This is a genomic window from Bacteroides sp. AM32-11AC (assembly GCF_003603515.1).
GTDB classification, from domain to species: Bacteria; Bacteroidota; Bacteroidia; order Bacteroidales; family Bacteroidaceae; genus Bacteroides; species Bacteroides uniformis.
The window spans coordinates 1-16832 of record NZ_QTNH01000017.1; the positions used below are offsets into that span (position 1 = coordinate 1).

Annotated in this window: 10 protein-coding genes and 2 pseudogenes; 9 read left to right on the top strand and 3 right to left on the bottom strand. The window is 43.1% G+C overall.

Annotation, left to right across the window (positions count from 1 at the left end; genetic code table 11):
• Positions 1-29 precede the first annotated feature (29 nt).
• Positions 30-996 (top strand): annotated as a pseudogene (locus tag DW800_RS16575) (sigma-54-dependent transcriptional regulator); the annotation flags it as partial.
• Positions 997-1164: 168 nt separating this feature from the next.
• The gene (locus tag DW800_RS16580; RefSeq protein ID WP_117463797.1) at positions 1165-2940 is read left to right on the top strand and encodes an NACHT domain-containing protein; all 1776 of its coding nucleotides are present in this window, start codon (positions 1165-1167) and stop codon (positions 2938-2940) included.
• 262 nt (positions 2941-3202) lie between these two features.
• On the opposite strand, the gene DW800_RS16585 is transcribed toward DW800_RS16580, so the two are convergent.
• Positions 3203-3667: a DUF2867 domain-containing protein gene (locus DW800_RS16585; protein WP_005835508.1), complete on the bottom strand. Its 465-nt coding sequence runs from the start codon at positions 3665-3667 to the stop codon at positions 3203-3205.
• A gap of 167 nt (positions 3668-3834) precedes the next feature.
• On the opposite strand from DW800_RS16585, the gene DW800_RS16590 reads away from it, so the two are divergent.
• Positions 3835-4599 (top strand): LuxR C-terminal-related transcriptional regulator, encoded by a 765-nt coding sequence (locus DW800_RS16590; RefSeq protein ID WP_057097189.1) that lies wholly within the window; start codon positions 3835-3837, stop codon positions 4597-4599.
• 2 nt (positions 4600-4601) lie between these two features.
• Here DW800_RS16590 and DW800_RS16595 read toward each other — a convergent pair whose 3' ends face one another.
• A complete protein-coding gene (locus DW800_RS16595; protein WP_117703366.1) occupies positions 4602-5186 on the bottom strand; it encodes a nucleotidyltransferase domain-containing protein in 585 nt (194 codons plus the stop codon).
• Between the two features lie 127 nt (positions 5187-5313).
• On the opposite strand from DW800_RS16595, the gene DW800_RS16600 reads away from it, so the two are divergent.
• A complete protein-coding gene (locus DW800_RS16600) occupies positions 5314-7374 on the top strand; it encodes a HelD family protein (RefSeq protein WP_117703367.1) in 2061 nt (686 codons plus the stop codon).
• A gap of 286 nt (positions 7375-7660) precedes the next feature.
• Here DW800_RS16600 and DW800_RS16605 read toward each other — a convergent pair.
• Positions 7661-8949 (bottom strand): annotated as a pseudogene (locus DW800_RS16605) (MATE family efflux transporter).
• 627 nt (positions 8950-9576) lie between these two features.
• Between DW800_RS16605 and miaA the strand changes: the two are divergent.
• The 5 genes from miaA (at position 9577) to DW800_RS16635 (ending at position 16814) form a co-directional block, all read left to right on the top strand.
• On the top strand, positions 9577-10494 hold the full coding sequence (miaA, locus tag DW800_RS16615; RefSeq protein ID WP_005835499.1) for a tRNA (adenosine(37)-N6)-dimethylallyltransferase MiaA: 918 nt from the start codon (positions 9577-9579) through the stop codon (positions 10492-10494).
• A 66-nt stretch (positions 10495-10560) separates the two neighbouring features.
• Complete coding sequence (locus DW800_RS16620; RefSeq protein ID WP_005828845.1) at positions 10561-11487, top strand: diacylglycerol/lipid kinase family protein; 927 nt, start codon at positions 10561-10563, stop codon at positions 11485-11487.
• Positions 11488-11510: 23 nt separating this feature from the next.
• Positions 11511-12311, top strand: coding sequence for a 3-deoxy-8-phosphooctulonate synthase (kdsA, locus tag DW800_RS16625; RefSeq protein WP_057089669.1), 801 nt, complete (start codon positions 11511-11513; stop codon positions 12309-12311).
• Positions 12312-12414: 103 nt separating this feature from the next.
• The gene (locus DW800_RS16630; protein WP_044467820.1) at positions 12415-15243 is read left to right on the top strand and encodes a M16 family metallopeptidase; all 2829 of its coding nucleotides are present in this window, start codon (positions 12415-12417) and stop codon (positions 15241-15243) included.
• An 83-nt stretch (positions 15244-15326) separates the two neighbouring features.
• On the top strand, positions 15327-16814 hold the full coding sequence (locus DW800_RS16635; RefSeq protein ID WP_005835497.1) for a DUF5687 family protein: 1488 nt from the start codon (positions 15327-15329) through the stop codon (positions 16812-16814).
• The last annotated feature ends 18 nt before the right edge of the window (positions 16815-16832 follow it).

Genomic DNA, 16832 nt, shown 5'->3' on the forward strand with positions numbered 1-16832 from the left:
TTTAAATGTTGTTCCGGGTCCCTTTTCAAGTGTTAGCTACAATTTTGAAAGAACGGCGCATAAATCAGAACCGCATACCTGTGTTTTCTCGTAACGGATCGGCATTTCAAGCCATCATGAAACGAATTAAATTGGTCGCTCCCACCGATATGAGGATGCTTATCTTCGGAGAGAACGGTACGGGTAAGGAACATATAACCCACACCATCTACACGAGAAAAGCAGGCGTTCTGGTAAACCATTCGTGGCTGTGGACTATGGTTCACTCTCCGCACAACTTGCACCTTCTGCGTTCTTCGGGCACGTTAAAGGAGTATTCACAGGTGCAGATTGCAGCACGAAAGGATAGCAGAAGGCGACACGCTGTTTTTGGATGAGGTGGGCAACCTCTCATCGGAAACACAGCAGATGCTTCTGCGCGCCATACAGGAACGGCGGTATTGTCCAGTCGGTGACAAGGCGGATAAGAGTTTCAATGTCCGTATCATCGCCGCGACCAATGAGAACTTGGAGAAGGCTGTAAGCGAGAAGCGTTTCCGACAAGATTTGCTGTATCGTCTCCACGATTTCGAGATAACCGTTCCGCCGCTACGCGATTGTCTGGAGGACATCATGCCGTTGGCAGAGTTCTTCCGCGAGATTGCCAACAAAGAACTGGAGTGTCGTGTGGACGGATTCAGTACAGAAGCTCAGAAGAAATTGCTGACACATACATGGCCGGGCAATGTACGTGAACTTAAACAAAAAATTATGGGTGCGGTGTTACAAGCCCAGGAAGGAACGATTATGAAGGAGCATCTGGAACTTGGCTTGCAAGAAACCGTCTTTACTGTCGGTTTCTCTCTACGTAACGATGAGGAAGAGAAGGAACGAATCATGAGAGCCTTGAAACAAGCCAACGGAAACCGTAACCTTGCTACCAAAATGCTCGGAATAGGCAGGACAACACTCTATAAAAAGCTGGAAGAATATGGATTGAAGTACAAATTTGAGTAAACATAGTCTGCAATTCGCTGAATTTGATTATCTTTACCCCCAGTTATTTGTAATGATTAAGAATCAAGCAAAATGATAAAGGCTGATGGTTTTTCAATTATTACCTATTTCTATTAGTGCAAAAATTTATTGATAATCAGATACATTAGTCGACATAACATATATATTATGGAAATCATAAAAGAACTTGTTACAACATTCTTAGGAGATCGTTTAATTAATATTTTAAAAGCGGGAACTAATAAAATAGCAGATGAGGTATGTCATTTTGCAAATAATAAAATATTAGAGTATTTAAGCATTGAATACGAAAGAAATTCTAAAACCAAGACGATACTTCATCGCAGTGAGCCTGTAGATTTAAATAAATTCTATCAACCTTTATTTTTATGTAAAACGTCGGAAAGGTGGAATCGTATTTCGTTAATAGATGTTGAGAAACGTATAAGTACTGAGAATATTAAAGACTTGTTCGGAAAGAATAGTTGTATAACGATTATAGGAACAGCTGGAAGCGGGAAAAGTACTCTTGTTAAGTATTTATTTGTAGATACTATAACAAGAAAATATAAAATACCACTAAAAATAGAGTTGCGCTATTTAAATAATTATGCTGGAGATTTATTGGAATATATAAAAAATGAAGTCATCAAATTTTACAATATCGGGGAGGGGGACTATATTGTTGAAAAGTTACTAAGTTCTGGGGAATTTATTATGTTTTTTGATGGATTTGATGAAATATCTTCAAATAGAAAAGATGAGATAACTCGGAGTATTTGTCAAATAACGAAAAAATATTCAAGAAATAAATACATATTGACATCTAGACCGTTTGTAAATATTGAATTACTTGAGAATTTTCACAATTATGAAGTTTGTGACTTGTCGATAGAGGAAATTAAAAGTTTTATTGAAAAACAATTCAATGAAACGGAAAAAGAATTAGCGGAAAAGATTATTCAAACAATAAATAGTGAAGATGTGCAAACGTATAAAAGCTTCTTAAGTAATCCTTTATTGTTATCCATGTTTATCATAACCTACCAAACAGATTCTAATATTCCTCAAAAAAGAAGTGATTATTATAATCAAGTTTTTAACACTTTATATTCTGTTCATGACACATCTTCTAAATTAGGCTTTGTCAGAGAGAAAAAAAGTGGATTATCAAAAGAAAATTTCGTTGAAATATTGAAGCGTTTTTCTTTTAAATCATTCTTTAATCAAAATTACACTTTTACAACCGAATATTTTGAAAATCGTTTGCAAGAAATAAAAAAAGATCTTAGATTATCATTTAGAAATGAAGATATAATATATGATTTAGAAGTAGCTATAGGAATTTTGACACAAGATGGGTTAGATATTACTTATCCCCATAGGTCATTACAGGAATATTTTGCAGCTCTATTTGTTACTACTATTGCGTATGAAAATAAATTGAAAGTTTATGGGTTTCTTTATAAGTTGTTTGTCAATATATTAAATGATAGAACAATTGGTGATAATAACTCTAACTTCTTTTTGTTATTAAGTGAAATAGATACAATTGAATTTCAGAAAAGACTTATAATTCCATTTTTAAAGGAAATATCGATACGAGTTAATGGAATCTCTGAGACTTCGGAAGTGATAAGTTTTTTCACTTCAATTAATTCTATTTCATTCTTAATAGATAGTGATATGAAAAGAGATTTTAACAAAGAGCACGAAAATTACAATATAGTATTTGATAATTATTTAAAAGCCTCTCGTAATAGATATAAACATGGGAAAAAAGATAATACTGATGAGTACTTTGAAGAATCTAGAGATTTACTGTCAAAAAATAACATATTGCCATTCCTTTCAAATTATAACTATGATTTGGTTATATCTAAGATAGAAAAGAGAATAAAGTGTTCTGAAAGAATAGATTCTAATTTTATTGATTCTTTGTAAAGCTTATTATTATGCTACACACAACAATAAAACACAAAAATATGGAGATTTATCAAACAAATTCACTATCTTTGTATTCGGAAACTTTCACGCAACCTTGCGCAGAACAACGCAAGTCATTGGTGGAACAATAGGAGGAGATTACAGTTGAGTAGCTTTTAGAAAGCAATGATATCCAGCCACTTGGAAATAAATTACGATTCCTGGTGGCACCACTCAAATAAATACTCCCATTGAAATGATAATATTTCAATGGGAGTATTTATTTACACCCACTCCCCCTATCCCCAGCAACATGCTTTAAGATAGACTTTACTATTATCCCATGAAAAGGTCTGATAATAAAGAAATATGCCCTTCCCAGCCAATTATTGTACTTCACAACAGTAGTAATCCGAAGTTCTTGTTTTCCTTCGTGATATTCCCCGCACCACATGGACACATGGAAATCAAGATGCTTATCCGGCATTCCGAGAATTTCTTCATGCAGATTTTTATCCAAGACCATATCTGTAAATCTGGTTGCTGTATCCAGTCCTAATGGCTTTACAATCGCATTCCTGAAATTCATGAGCCAACCAATCCACTTAGGAAATCGGCTGAAGGCAAGATTGCGAAAATCTTCCGGTGTCAAAGCCTGCCCAGTGACCATCACTTTAGAAAAAGAATCTATATAATCTACAGGAAAATAATTCTTTATTAAGCTGTCTGCCGGTATATCTTTCATCTTATCACATATTGAATTTATTACTCGTTTGCTTTTCATTCACGGCGTCCCCAATGACACGGCCTACAAAGGTAGCCACTTAATCCAACCCTACAACATATTCTTAGAAATAATATTATCCCGTAAAAGATAAAACTCAAAAGAAAATTATCAGTTATCTTTGTTCCATGACTACCAACAAGACAACTCCCAAAGAATTATGGGCAAGACAGCAGATTAGCGGTCCCGATGTGGACTATGATTTATGGAACAAGAAAAGAATATCCGTGCAAGCGTTCTCACAAATGAGTCAGAGCTGTATTTTTACAGTTGACGTATTTAAAGAGAGATACGATTTTGCATCCGACAGTTTTGCCCATCTTTTCGGATACAATCCCACTTGGATAAAGACAATCAGGCAACAAGGCGATTTACTGGAAGAGAGAATACACCCTGATGACAGAATGCAACTCACGGAATGCCAAATCGAGCATGGACAGTTCATCTACTCACTCCCACCGGAAGAAAGAAATGACTACCGGCAAATATTTCAATTCCGTATGTTGAATGCACGGCAACAGTATATCAATGTAAGTAGCCGGCAACAAGTCATAGAAACAGACCGGAATGGTAAAGCCTGGATAATCATGGGAGTAATGGACATACTTCCCGACCAGACCCCTATCGAAAGAATCAAACGGACGGTGGTGAACAGAAAAACGGGAGAGATGCTTCCAACATGCACTGTTTCTCCCGACAAACAATTATCCAACCGGGAGAAAGAAATATTACGACTCATCCGACAAGGTTTTCTAAGCAAGGAAATCGCTTACCAGCTGGGAGTGAGCATCTATACTGTGAACAATCACCGGAAAAACATCCTAAGCAAGTTAGATGCCAACAATATAATGGAAGCCATCCATATAGTAGAAAATCTTGGTATCTACCTCTAAGATTACGGAAGCCAACCGAGACTGTCCGCCAACTGATTTGTTTTGCGCCACTCTTCAAGCTCCTTATAAGTGCGGACACCTCCCGTAAAGACAGCATGATAAATCTCTATACCTGGAATCGTTACACCATCCGGCACATCGAATTTGATTTGCAATATCGTTTTCCTAATTTCAGGAGTAAGGCGCTCCGCAATAGCGGCAGTCACCTTTTCTACAACACCATCATACCTGGAACCTTTCCGGATGTGAATCATATCAAACTTCCAAGTATTCTGTTCTCTATCCTTATATAAAGCATGCCACTCCATGCACTCTTCCTCCGTATGGATAAGGTTCCTATATTGTATTTCCTGCAAAGGCAACCGTTCCGCAAGTTCCCGGATGACCGAAAAGCTCTCTCCTACATCCAACCTATCGGTATAAATATGGATATCTATATCCCTACTTTTCGCCAACAGCCCGGTACGGAGTGAGCCCACCAAATGAACGGTTGCTCCAATGCGCTCCCATGCTTCAATAATACGGGTATCTTCCAATACTTTCCATGCAGATTGCTGATTCTGCCTTGCAAGCTCATGAATGTCCATTTACCTCCACTTTTTTGAATGTGCAAAGATATAAAACTTCCCAGTATATAGCTATAAATAGCCATTTCCCTTCCCGATACAATACACTAATTTTGCACACTGTCTTATCTTTTAGCAACAACTAATTATGGCATTCAATCAAACAGAGAAACAAGAGAAAGAATATTTAAAGCAAATAATCAGTTTTCTGAAAAAGGTTATCGGTAATACCGACGCATCAGTGAAAGACCACGTCGACACCTTGGCAGAATACAAAGACTATATCTGGTCCAACAAAGACATCGACCCGCATGAGATACGCTCCATGCGCGAAAGCATCCTAAACCATTTTGCCTTGGGGGAAAGTGTAATCAACAAGCGTAAGCGGCTCACCAAGATACTTGCCATTCCTTACTTCGGACGAATTGATTTTTTGGAAAAGAAAGAAAACAGCAAAGTGATGCCTATCTATATAGGCATCCATACCTTCTATGACCCGGAAAGTCGAGCTACCCTTATCCATGACTGGCGAGCACCCGTTTCGAGCATGTTCTATGACCATGAATTAGGAGAAGCAGGCTATCGGTCTCCATCGGGAGAGATTAAAGGAGAAATTTCCCTAAAACGCCAATACAGAATTCGGGGCGGCAAAATGGAATTTATGATTGAAAGTGCCCTGACCGTCCATGACGACATTCTGCAAAAGGAGTTAAGTTCCAATGCAGATGACAAGATGAAAAATATCGTTGCCACCATCCAACGGGAACAGAACCGGATTATCCGTAACGAAGATATCCGCACGCTTATTATTCAAGGAGTGGCCGGCTCTGGAAAAACATCCATCGCCCTGCACCGCATAGCCTACCTGCTCTATACCTTCAGAGACAGCATCTCGTCAAAAGATATTCTGATTGTCTCCCCCAACAAAGTGTTTTCCGATTACATCTCCAACGTCCTCCCCGAACTTGGAGAAGAAACCGTGCCCGAAACCAGTATGGAACAAATACTCTCCGGAGTGTTGGAACACAAATACAAGTACCAAACATACTTCGGGTTAGTGAATGAACTGTTAGAGAAGCCATCCTCAAGCCTCATCGACAGAATAGCCTATAAAGCCTCTTTCGGCTTCATTTCAGAGCTTGACAAGTTTATCCTCCACATAGAGAACACCTACTTCAAGGCAGCAGACGTGAAGCTGACCAAATACATCACCATACCTGCCCCGTTTATCGAAGAACAGTACCTACGTTTCAACCGTTATCCCATACGCCGACGATTTGATGCTATGGCTGATTATATGCTGGATATGTTGAAAATACAATACGCCTTTACGGTAACCACCGCCGGCAGAAACCTTTTGAAAAAAGAAATCAGACTAATGTTTGCAGGCAATAACGACATTCAAGTCTACAAAGATTTCTTTAAATGGACAAATAATCCCGGAATGTTCAAAATGCGAAAGGGACATACACTCGAATACTCAGACTTGGCACCGCTGGCATACCTACACTTGGCATTGGAGGGAAGCGGGAACCAGCCATTCAGAGTCAAACATCTGTTGATAGATGAGATGCAGGACTATTCGCCCATACAGTACAAGGTAATACAGAAACTCTTTCCATGCCGGAAAACCGTGTTGGGCGATGCAGGACAGTCCGTGAATCCTTATGGCTCATCCACAGCAGAAACTATCCAAAAGTCACTTACTGCAAGTGAAATCATGAAATTGTGTAAGAGTTATCGTTCCACCTTCGAGATTACGGATTTTGCGCAAAAGATTCATCCTAACGCAGAGCTGGAACCGGTTGCCCGGCATGGAGAAAAGCCACAAATCCTGCAGTTCGGCAGTGCCGTAGAAGAACTGTCCGGCATTATGGGACTAATCTCCACTTACCGGAAATCCGGATATAAGTCTCTTGGCATCATATGCAAGACGGAGCAGCAAGCCAGGGAGATGGCAGACGTGCTGAAATCATATGCCAATGATATCAGCTTCCTATCAAGTCAAAGCTCCGCATTTGTGCAAGGCATCGTCATCACCTCTGCCCACATGGCAAAAGGGCTTGAGTTTGACGAAGTCATTATTCCACAGACGGATGAGAGAAATTACCGTTCGGAGATTGACAAGAGTATGCTTTATGTAGCTGTAACCAGAGCTATGCACCGCCTAACCTTGACATTTCACGAGGCAAGACCGACAACTCACTGATGATGGATTATTAAGGAAATCTATCCCAACAGCCTTGTACAAGATGCGGCAAGCAACGGCGTATCTCATCAATAGTGTATCTTTTCTTGCCGACAAGTTGGCAAGGTTTTGCCTCCTTCTTGGCAAGACTTTGCCACCGCATTGGCAAAACTTTGCCATCGGCTTGGCAAAAGTTTGCCAAAAGCACGGCAATAGGTTGGCAAAATTACTCTCTGATTGACAACAAGTTAAAACAATCATCACATCGGTAACATGAAAGATATGCCAAGTCAATTCCGCCAACGGTTTATTGTTTACTTCTTAAATAGAAAACCGATTGCAGTGCCAGCAAAATCACAAAAAGGTATTCTGCCGTTAAGTAAATAGCCAAGGATGCATGAGTGCAAGCGCTTAACCAATAAAGATACCCCAAATACACGACAGTGGTAGTCACTTGGAAAAGAAAAGTAATCCGGGTTTACCGGTCCCTCCAACTGCGTTGAGATATACATAGCCTGGCAAGGCAAAGGTATAATTCAGCAACGTCACAACAAAAGGGATGAAAGCCTGCTCCGTCAACAGTTCGTTATCTGTATAGATTCCTATTATCAAGCGATTACAGCATACAGCTACCCCTATCAGTGGAAATCCAGCAGAATAGCCCAACCTCAGTATCTTACGGCAGATAATGAAAACAGCCCTCCTTTCTCCAGCCCCAATCGCATTACTGACCAGCGAACCCGTAGTGACCGCAAAAGAATTGACTATTACAAAAAAGACAGCAGATACACTTCGCGTAATATTGGAAATGGCTAATTCCGTTTTACCCAAATGTTCCACCGCCACAAAAAACAAGAACCACGGAGCCACGCTGATAAAGGCATGAAGCATGCTCCATACCGACAAGCTCAGCACATCCACCAACAGCTTTCCGTCATATACCGGTTTCAATCCATATTTCCCTTTATCTATTTTCAGCCATACATAGAAAAGAAGCATCACCAAAGAACCCATCTCTGCCAGAGAAGAAGCAATGGCAGCTCCCGATATTCCCAGTCCTCCAACAATTATCAGAATATAATTCAAAGGAATATTAATCACTATTGCAACGGCAGCAGCCCACGATAATGCCCGAGTGCATGTTATTCCCACAAGAAAAGAACGGATAACCAAAAACGGAAACGAAAACAGCAAACCGAAACTGCGCCAGTCCAAATATTGAATTACAGCCCGATAAATCTCCGGCGAGGAAATCAACCTTCCCAATATGAAAGGAGAACTTGCCTGCATCAGCAGACAAAGCAAAATGGCCAATCCCGATAAAAAGAAGAAACCTTGAAAAAATATCTTCCCAGCCTTACCATAGTCACATTCTCCATTCCTTCGGGCAATCATCACCTGCAATCCGATACTAAACCCAAACCCAAGCATGTAGACCGCCAAATAATAAATCCCCGCAATGGCAGATGCTCCCAATTCCACCTCGCCAACGTGACCTAAGAAAACAGCATCGGTTATATTTATCAGCTGCTCCATCAAAATGCTCATCATTACCGGAAAGTTGATAAGCCATATCTGTTTATATGTATAATGCATTGCTCAACAATAAAATAGCACAAAACAACACACTGTACAAGTACAGCATGCCATCCTGCAAATTCATGAATAAAAGGATACACAATCTCTGTGGCAAACGAGTCATCGCTTGCCAGATAGCTGAATAGCTTTATCAAGCAGGGCTATTCGTTGAGCGTAGCTATATACAGAGCTTCATAAAAGGTGAATATGTTTGTTCATTCAAGATATAGTGCAAAAGTACAGAAAAAATGTGCCAAAGTTCAGTTTAGGGCATAAAAAAAGGAGTACCGCTGTACTCCAACCTTTGTTAACCTTAAATCTAATACTATGAAAAACACATTGCAAAGGTACGGACTTTTGGGACATTGACAAACTTTCCAAGAAAAAAAGCATGTTTCATAACACATTTTAATAAGATAAATGCTCGTTTTCACGTCCTTTTTCACTTTTTCTGCTTCAAAATAGAAAAGGAGGTATAGCATCACGTAAAAAAATAAGCAAGTTCTTTCCATTATACTCCCAGTTTGCATTATCTTTGCACTAACACGAAGATAAGCTGCACCTCAGCATAAAAAATGAACGAGTTCATTTTATTCTGCATTCGGTTTGCACTATCTTTGTAATGAGATTAACAAGAACTTATATATGCCAGACTATGATTTAATCGCCATATTAGGGCCTACCGCCTCAGGAAAGACTCCATTTGCAGCCGCCTTGGCCGCCGAACTCCATACGGAAATCATCAGTGCCGATTCACGGCAAATCTACCGGGGGATGGACCTGGGCACCGGCAAAGACCTTGCCGACTATACCGTCGACGGGAAACAGATTCCCTATCACCTCATCGACATAGCCGACCCGGGCTATAAGTACAATGTTTTCGAGTATCAGCGTGATTTCTTGAATGCTTACGAGACTATTAAACAAAAAGGTTGCCTGCCCGTTGTATGTGGAGGAACCGGAATGTATCTCGAATCAGTGCTGAAAGGCTACCGTCTGCTGCCCGTACCCGAGAATCCTGAGTTGCGCACCCGTCTGGCGGACAAATCGCTGGAAGAACTGACCGACATACTGAAAGGTTACAAAAGCCTGCACAATACTACGGACGTGGACACAGCCAAACGTGCCATACGAGCCATCGAAATCGAAGAGTACTATGCCCATACCCCAGTAGACGAACGTTCCTTCCCCCAGATGAACAGCCTCATCATAGGTGTGGACATCGACCGGGAATTGCGTCGGGAGAAAATCACCCGCCGCCTGCACCAGCGCCTGGAAGAAGGAATGATAGACGAAGTGCGCCGTCTGATAGAGCAAGGCATCCAACCGGATGACCTCATCTATTACGGACTGGAATACAAGTATCTGACACTTTATGTCATCGGCAAGTTGACCTATGAAGAGATGTTCACGCAACTGGAAACAGCCATCCACCAGTTTGCCAAACGCCAGATGACCTGGTTCCGCCGTATGGAACGGCGTGGATTTACCATCCATTGGATGAATGCCCGGTGGCCGATGGAAGAAAAGATAGCTTTTGTAAAGAAGAAGTTGGAAGGATGATGAAATGATAAAGTGACCGGGTGATTTAAATCGTAAATAGTAAATAGTCAAATTGTAAATAGAATCATGAGTGCAGAACCCGAAAAGTTGGGAGTGATATACAACCCCAAAGCCGGAACACGGAAAGTGCAGAAACGGTGGAAAGAAATCAAAGAATACATGGACAGCAAAGGTGTGCCTTACGACTATGTGCAGTCCGAAGGGTTCGGTTCGGTAGAGCGTCTGGCAGGCATCCTCGCCAACAACGGCTACCGCACCATTGTTGTAGTAGGCGGTGACGGCGCACTGAATGACGTCATTAACGGCATCATGCTTTCCAATGCACCGGACAAGGAGAATATAGCCATCGGCATCATCCCCAATGGTATAGGAAATGACTTTGCCGACTATTGGGAAATGAGTTCGGATTACAAGAAAGCGGTGGATTGCATTATCAACAACCGCCGCCGGAAAATAGACGTGGGTACCTGCTATTATTACGACGGTGAAAAGCATCTGACACGCTACTTTCTCAATGCCATCAACATAGGCCTGGGAGCCCGTATCGTGAAAATCACCGACCAGTGCAAGCGTTTCTGGGGAGTGAAGTTCCTCTCTTACTTCATGGCACTGCTATCCATTATCTTCGAACGGAAGCTGTACCGCATGCATCTCAAGATAAACGGCGAGCATATACGCGGACGCATCATGACTGTCTGCATAGGCAGTGCGTGGGGATACGGACAAGCGCCTAGTGCAGTGCCCTATAATGGCTGGCTGGATGTTTCCGTCATTTACCGTCCCGAATTGCTGCAACTATGGTCGGGATTGTGGATGCTTATCCAAGGGCGGATTCTGAACCATAAGGTAGTGATGCCCTACCGTACGCAAAAAGTAAAAGTGCTGCGTGCGCAAAATGCCTCTGTCGATTTGGACGGACGTATTCTTGACCGTCATTTTCCACTGGACATCAGCGTACTGCATGAAGCAATAACATTGATTATACCCAATTGAAAATACTTAATCAGTAACAACCTATGATTGAATTAAAGAATAATCCTACCGGAAACTTCTTCCTACTGGCAGGTCCTTGTGTCATTGAAGGAGAAGAAATGGCAATGCGCATTGCCGAACGTATCGTGACCATCACAGAAAAACTGCAAATCCCATACGTATTCAAAGGGTCGTACCGTAAAGCCAACCGTTCGCGTCTGGATTCCTTTATGGGTATCGGTGACGAAAAGGCGCTGAAGATACTGCAAAAAGTGCACACCACTTTCGGAGTACCTACCGTAACCGATATTCATGCCGCCGAAGAAGCCACCATGGCTGCCGAATATGTGGATATTCTGCAAATTCCCGCCTTCCTCTGCCGGCAGACAGACCTGCTTGTAGCCGCCGCCAAAACCGGAAAAACCATCAACATCAAGAAAGGGCAGTTCCTCTCTCCGCTTGCCATGCGCTTTGCGGCTGATAAAGTAGTGGAAGCAGGCAATAGGAACGTCATGCTGACGGAACGCGGAACTACTTTCGGTTATCAGGATTTAGTCATCGACTATCGCGGCATCCCCGAAATGCAGACCTTCGGTTTCCCCGTCATCCTGGATGTAACCCACTCCTTGCAACAGCCCAACCAGACCAGTGGCGTCACGGGAGGTATGCCGCAACTTATCGAGACCGTAGCCAAAGCCGGTGTTGCCGTAGGTGTAGACGGACTGTTCATCGAAACCCACGAAAATCCCGCCGTAGCCAAGAGTGACGGCGCCAACATGCTGAAACTCGACCTGCTGGAAGACCTGCTGACCAAATTGGTCCGCATCCGGGAAGCAGTCAGATAAATTCCATTTATCCGGAATGGAATCCGAAAAAAACAACAGAAGTTGTGATTTATCCAAGGGCTGTCCGACAGATAGTTCAAGAACAATTTAAATTCATAATAATATGAAACATCTATTACGTGGTTTATGGATTGTAGCGTTAATTCTTTGCTGCAATTTTCAGCAGGTATTTGCACAGCAAATGCCGCCTATCCCGGTCGACAAAAATGTCCGTATCGGAAAGTTGGACAACGGATTGACCTATTATATCCGCAAGAACAGCCAGCCTGCAAACCGGGCCGACTTTTACATTGCCCAAAAGGTAGGCTCCATTCAGGAAGAAGCCGACCAGCGCGGCCTTGCCCACTTCCTGGAACACATGTGTTTCAATGGAACGACCCACTTCCCCGGTGATGCACTGAAGCAATACCTGGAGCGTATCGGGGTGAAATTCGGTGAGAACTTGAACGCCTATACTTCCGTAGACGAAACCGTATACAACATTTCCAATGTGCCGGTCACTACTCCGGGAGCCATCGACTCCTGCCTGCTGATTCTGCACGACTGGAGTAACGATTTGACCCTGGACCCGAAGGAAATAGACAAAGAACGCGGAGTCATCAACGAAGAATGGCGCACCCGTATGAGCGCCATACAACGCTTCCAGGAGAAGATGCTTCCAGTCATGTTCGAAGGAACGAAGTATGCCACTTGTTTCCCTATCGGAACGATGGAGGTCGTTATGAACTTCAAACCGCAAACTTTGAGAGACTACTATGAAAAGTGGTACCGTCCGGACCTTCAGGGTATTGTGGTAGTTGGCGATATAGATGTGGACGCCATCGAAGCCCAAATCAAGAAAATGTTTTCTGATATTCCCGCCCAGCCCAATGCTGCCAAACGCGAGTACTATCCGGTAAACGACAACAAGGAGCCTATTGTATTGGTTTATCAGGACAAGGAACAGTCCAATGTACAAGCCCTCATCTTCAACAAGCACGAAGCCACTCCTGACGAGCAGAAAGGCGACATGGGCTATCTGGTACAGAATTATGCAACCACGCTCATCAACAATATGCTGAATGCGCGTCTGAACGAATTGGTACAGACCGCCAATCCTCCTTATATATATGCCGCCACTTATGACGATGATTTCTTTGTTGCCAAAACCAAAGATGCCTTCACCGGTGTCGTTGTCTGCAAGGAAGATGCCATAGAAAATGGAATAGCCACTCTCCTGCGCGAAACAGAACGCGCCCGCCAATTCGGCTTTACGGAAACGGAATACAACCGTGCCCGTGCCGAATATCTGCGCCAACTGGAATCTGCTTATAACGAGCGTGACAAACGCAAGAATGAAGAGTACGTGGATGAATATGTCCGTCATTTCCTCGATAACGAACCGATTCCGGGCATCGAAAACGAATACGCCATCATCAATCAGATAGCTCCCGCCATTCCGGTTGCCGCACTGAACCAGATGATGCAAGCCCTCGTGACAGACAGTAACCAGGTAGTCGCAATTCTCGGTCCGGATAAGGAAGGATTGAAAATGCCGACAGAAGATGCAATCAAGAAGATTCTGAAAGATATTAAAGCTGAAAAACTGACTGCCTACGTAGACAAGGTGTCGGATGAACCTTTGATGGCCGAAGCCCCGAAAGGCGGAAAGATTGTATCCGAGCAGACAGATGATACATTCGGCACTACAACGCTGACACTCTCCAACGGAGTCAAGGTCATTATCAAGAAGACAGATTTCAAGGCAGACGAAATCCGCATGAAGGGAGTCAGCCTAGGCGGTAGTTCCTTGTTCCCCGACTCGGAAATCATCAACATCAACGGACTGGATGCAGTGAGTGTCGGTGGTCTGGGTAATTTCAGTGCCGTAGACCTGGAAAAAGTTCTGGCCGGCAAGAAAGCTTCCGTCAGCTATGGTATCGGTGACAAGACAGAAACCGTCAATGGCAGCTGTTCACCGAAAGACTTCGAAACAATGATGCAGCTCACTTACTTGACGTTCACCGCTCCACGCCGTGACGACGATGCCTTCGCATCCTACAAGAACCGCAACAAAGCTGCTTTGCAGAATATGGAAATGAATCCCCAGGTGGCGTTCAGTGACTCTGTCTCGGCCGGTATTTACATGCACCATCCCAGAAGAGCCAGAATAAAGGCGGACATGATTGACAAGATGGATTATGACAAGATTCTGTCCATGTATCAAGACCGCTACAAAGATGCCAGCGATTTTACCTTTATCTTTGTAGGAAATGTGAATGTGGAGGAAATGAAACCACTCATCGCCGAGTACCTGGGTTCACTGCCTGCCATCAACCGCAAGGAAACATTCAAGGACAATAAAGTGGACATGCGCCAGGGAGTTTATAAGAACGAATTCGTACGGAAGCAGGAAACTGCCAAAGCGTCGAACTTTGTCCTGCTGAACGGTGACTGCAAGTACGACCTGAAAAATGACATCCTGCTGAGTATGACCAGCCAGATTCTCGACTTGGTTTATACAGCCAAGGTACGTGAAGACGAAGGGGGCACTTACGGTGTATATGTAGGCGGCCAATTAAGCAAATATCCGAAAGAAAAGGCTCTCTTGCAGATTGTATTCGAAACCGCTCCGGCAAAAAGAGAAAAGCTGATGCAGATTATCTTTGCAGAACTCGACAACATCGCCAAAGCAGGTCCGTCGGAAGGAGACTTGAATAAAGTGAAGGAGTTCATGCTGAAGAAACATGCCGAAGACTTGAAGGAGAACAGCTACTGGCTGGGAAGCATTGACGAATACCTGTTCACCGGTATGAATCCGATAAAGGATTACGAACAGATTGTCAACAGCATCACCGTGAAGGACATCCAGAAGTTCACCGACGACTTGTTCAAGCAGAAGAACGAGATTGAGGTATCAATGATCAGTCCTGAAACTCCTGACAAAGAATAAGAGAGCCATACACACAGAAGGCTGCGTTGTTCGATGAAAGGCAGCGCAGCTTTTTTTATACAAACTCTATATATACAAATACTATGAGTCTTTTCTTAGATTTGCGCAAGCACGGAAAACTGGCAGAAAAACGAAATCCGATGTACGAAAAAAGTAAATTCGGAAAATTCTGGATGTACTTCATGTTTGTCTTCTGGGCCGGTTACCTGATATTCTTCGGTACGACCTTTGCATTCGCCTTTGACGGCGGTGCCACAGAAGCCTATCACGTAATGAATTCCGGATTGATATTTGTCCTTGTGCTGGATTTCCTGATACGCCTGCCTTTCCAAAAAACACCCACCCAGGAAGTGAAGCCCTACCTGCTGCTTCCCATCAAGCGGAACCGTCTTATCGACTTCCTGCTGATCCGTTCCGGACTGGATGGCTTCAATCTGTTCTGGCTGTTTCTGTTTGTTCCGTTTTCCATCATCACCGTCACCAAATTCTATGGAATCAGTGGTGTGCTGACCTATTGCATTGGCATCTGGCTGCTGATGGTATTCAATAACTACTGGTTCTTGTTGTGCCGCACACTGATGGGTGAGCGCATCTGGTGGCTGGCACTACCGGTAGTAGTATATGGTGGCATTGCCGCCGCACTATTCATTCCGGACAACAGTCCGCTTTTCGACTGTTTTGTCAATCTGGGAGAAGGGTTCATCACCGGTAATATACTGTCATTCATCGGTGTACTGGCTGCCATCGCCCTCATGTGGTTCATCAACCGCACCCTGATGCAGAAACTCATCTACAATGAACTGAACAAAGTGGAAGATACACGGATAAAACATGTATCCGAATACAAATTCCTCGACCGCTACGGCGAAATAGGCGAATACATGAGACTGGAACTCAAGTTATTGCTACGCAACAAGATTTGTAAGCGTTCGCTCTATTCCATCACCGGTGTAGTGATAATGTTCAGTAGTATCATTAGCTTTTCCGATGTGTATGACGGAGGTCTGAGAGATTTCTTCGTCCTTTATAATTACATTATCTTCGGCATCATGTTCCTCAGCACACTGATGGGTTACGAAGGCAATTACATTGACGGACTGATGAGCCGCAAGGAATCTATCTACTCGCTGCTGCGTGCCAAATACATACTGTACAGCATTGCATTGCTCATTCCTACGATTCTGATGATTCCCGGTATGGTTACCGGGAAGGTATCCGTACTCGGTTGCATTGCATGGCTGATATTCATTCCGGGAGCCGTATACTGCTGTCTGTTCCAACTGGCAGTCTACAACAACAAGACTACCGACCTGAATTCAAAGATGACCAGCCGGCAGAATATAGGCACCGGTCTGCAGAATCTGATTTCAGGAGGTGCTTTCGGCATACCTTTACTGCTGCTTTTTGCACTGAATGCCATCTTTGGCAAAGAGGTCACCCCCTGGATACTTATCGGCATCGGCGTGGCATTTATCGCCACTTCCAAATTCTGGCTGATGAATGTATATCACCGGCTCATGAAACGCCGCTACAAGAATATGGAAGGCTTCAGGGACAGTAGACAGAAATAGAAATCATTAAACATCAAT

Coding starts and splice junctions, on each gene's coding strand:
- DW800_RS16580 (WP_117463797.1), top strand. CDS start 1,165: ATGGAAATCATAAAAGAACTTGTTACAACATTCTTAGGAGATCGTTTA.
- DW800_RS16585 (WP_005835508.1), bottom strand. CDS start 3,667: ATGAAAGATATACCGGCAGACAGCTTAATAAAGAATTATTTTCCTGTA.
- DW800_RS16590 (WP_057097189.1), top strand. CDS start 3,835: ATGACTACCAACAAGACAACTCCCAAAGAATTATGGGCAAGACAGCAG.
- DW800_RS16595 (WP_117703366.1), bottom strand. CDS start 5,186: ATGGACATTCATGAGCTTGCAAGGCAGAATCAGCAATCTGCATGGAAA.
- DW800_RS16600 (WP_117703367.1), top strand. CDS start 5,314: ATGGCATTCAATCAAACAGAGAAACAAGAGAAAGAATATTTAAAGCAA.
- miaA (WP_005835499.1), top strand. CDS start 9,577: ATGCCAGACTATGATTTAATCGCCATATTAGGGCCTACCGCCTCAGGA.
- DW800_RS16620 (WP_005828845.1), top strand. CDS start 10,561: ATGAGTGCAGAACCCGAAAAGTTGGGAGTGATATACAACCCCAAAGCC.
- kdsA (WP_057089669.1), top strand. CDS start 11,511: ATGATTGAATTAAAGAATAATCCTACCGGAAACTTCTTCCTACTGGCA.
- DW800_RS16630 (WP_044467820.1), top strand. CDS start 12,415: ATGAAACATCTATTACGTGGTTTATGGATTGTAGCGTTAATTCTTTGC.
- DW800_RS16635 (WP_005835497.1), top strand. CDS start 15,327: ATGAGTCTTTTCTTAGATTTGCGCAAGCACGGAAAACTGGCAGAAAAA.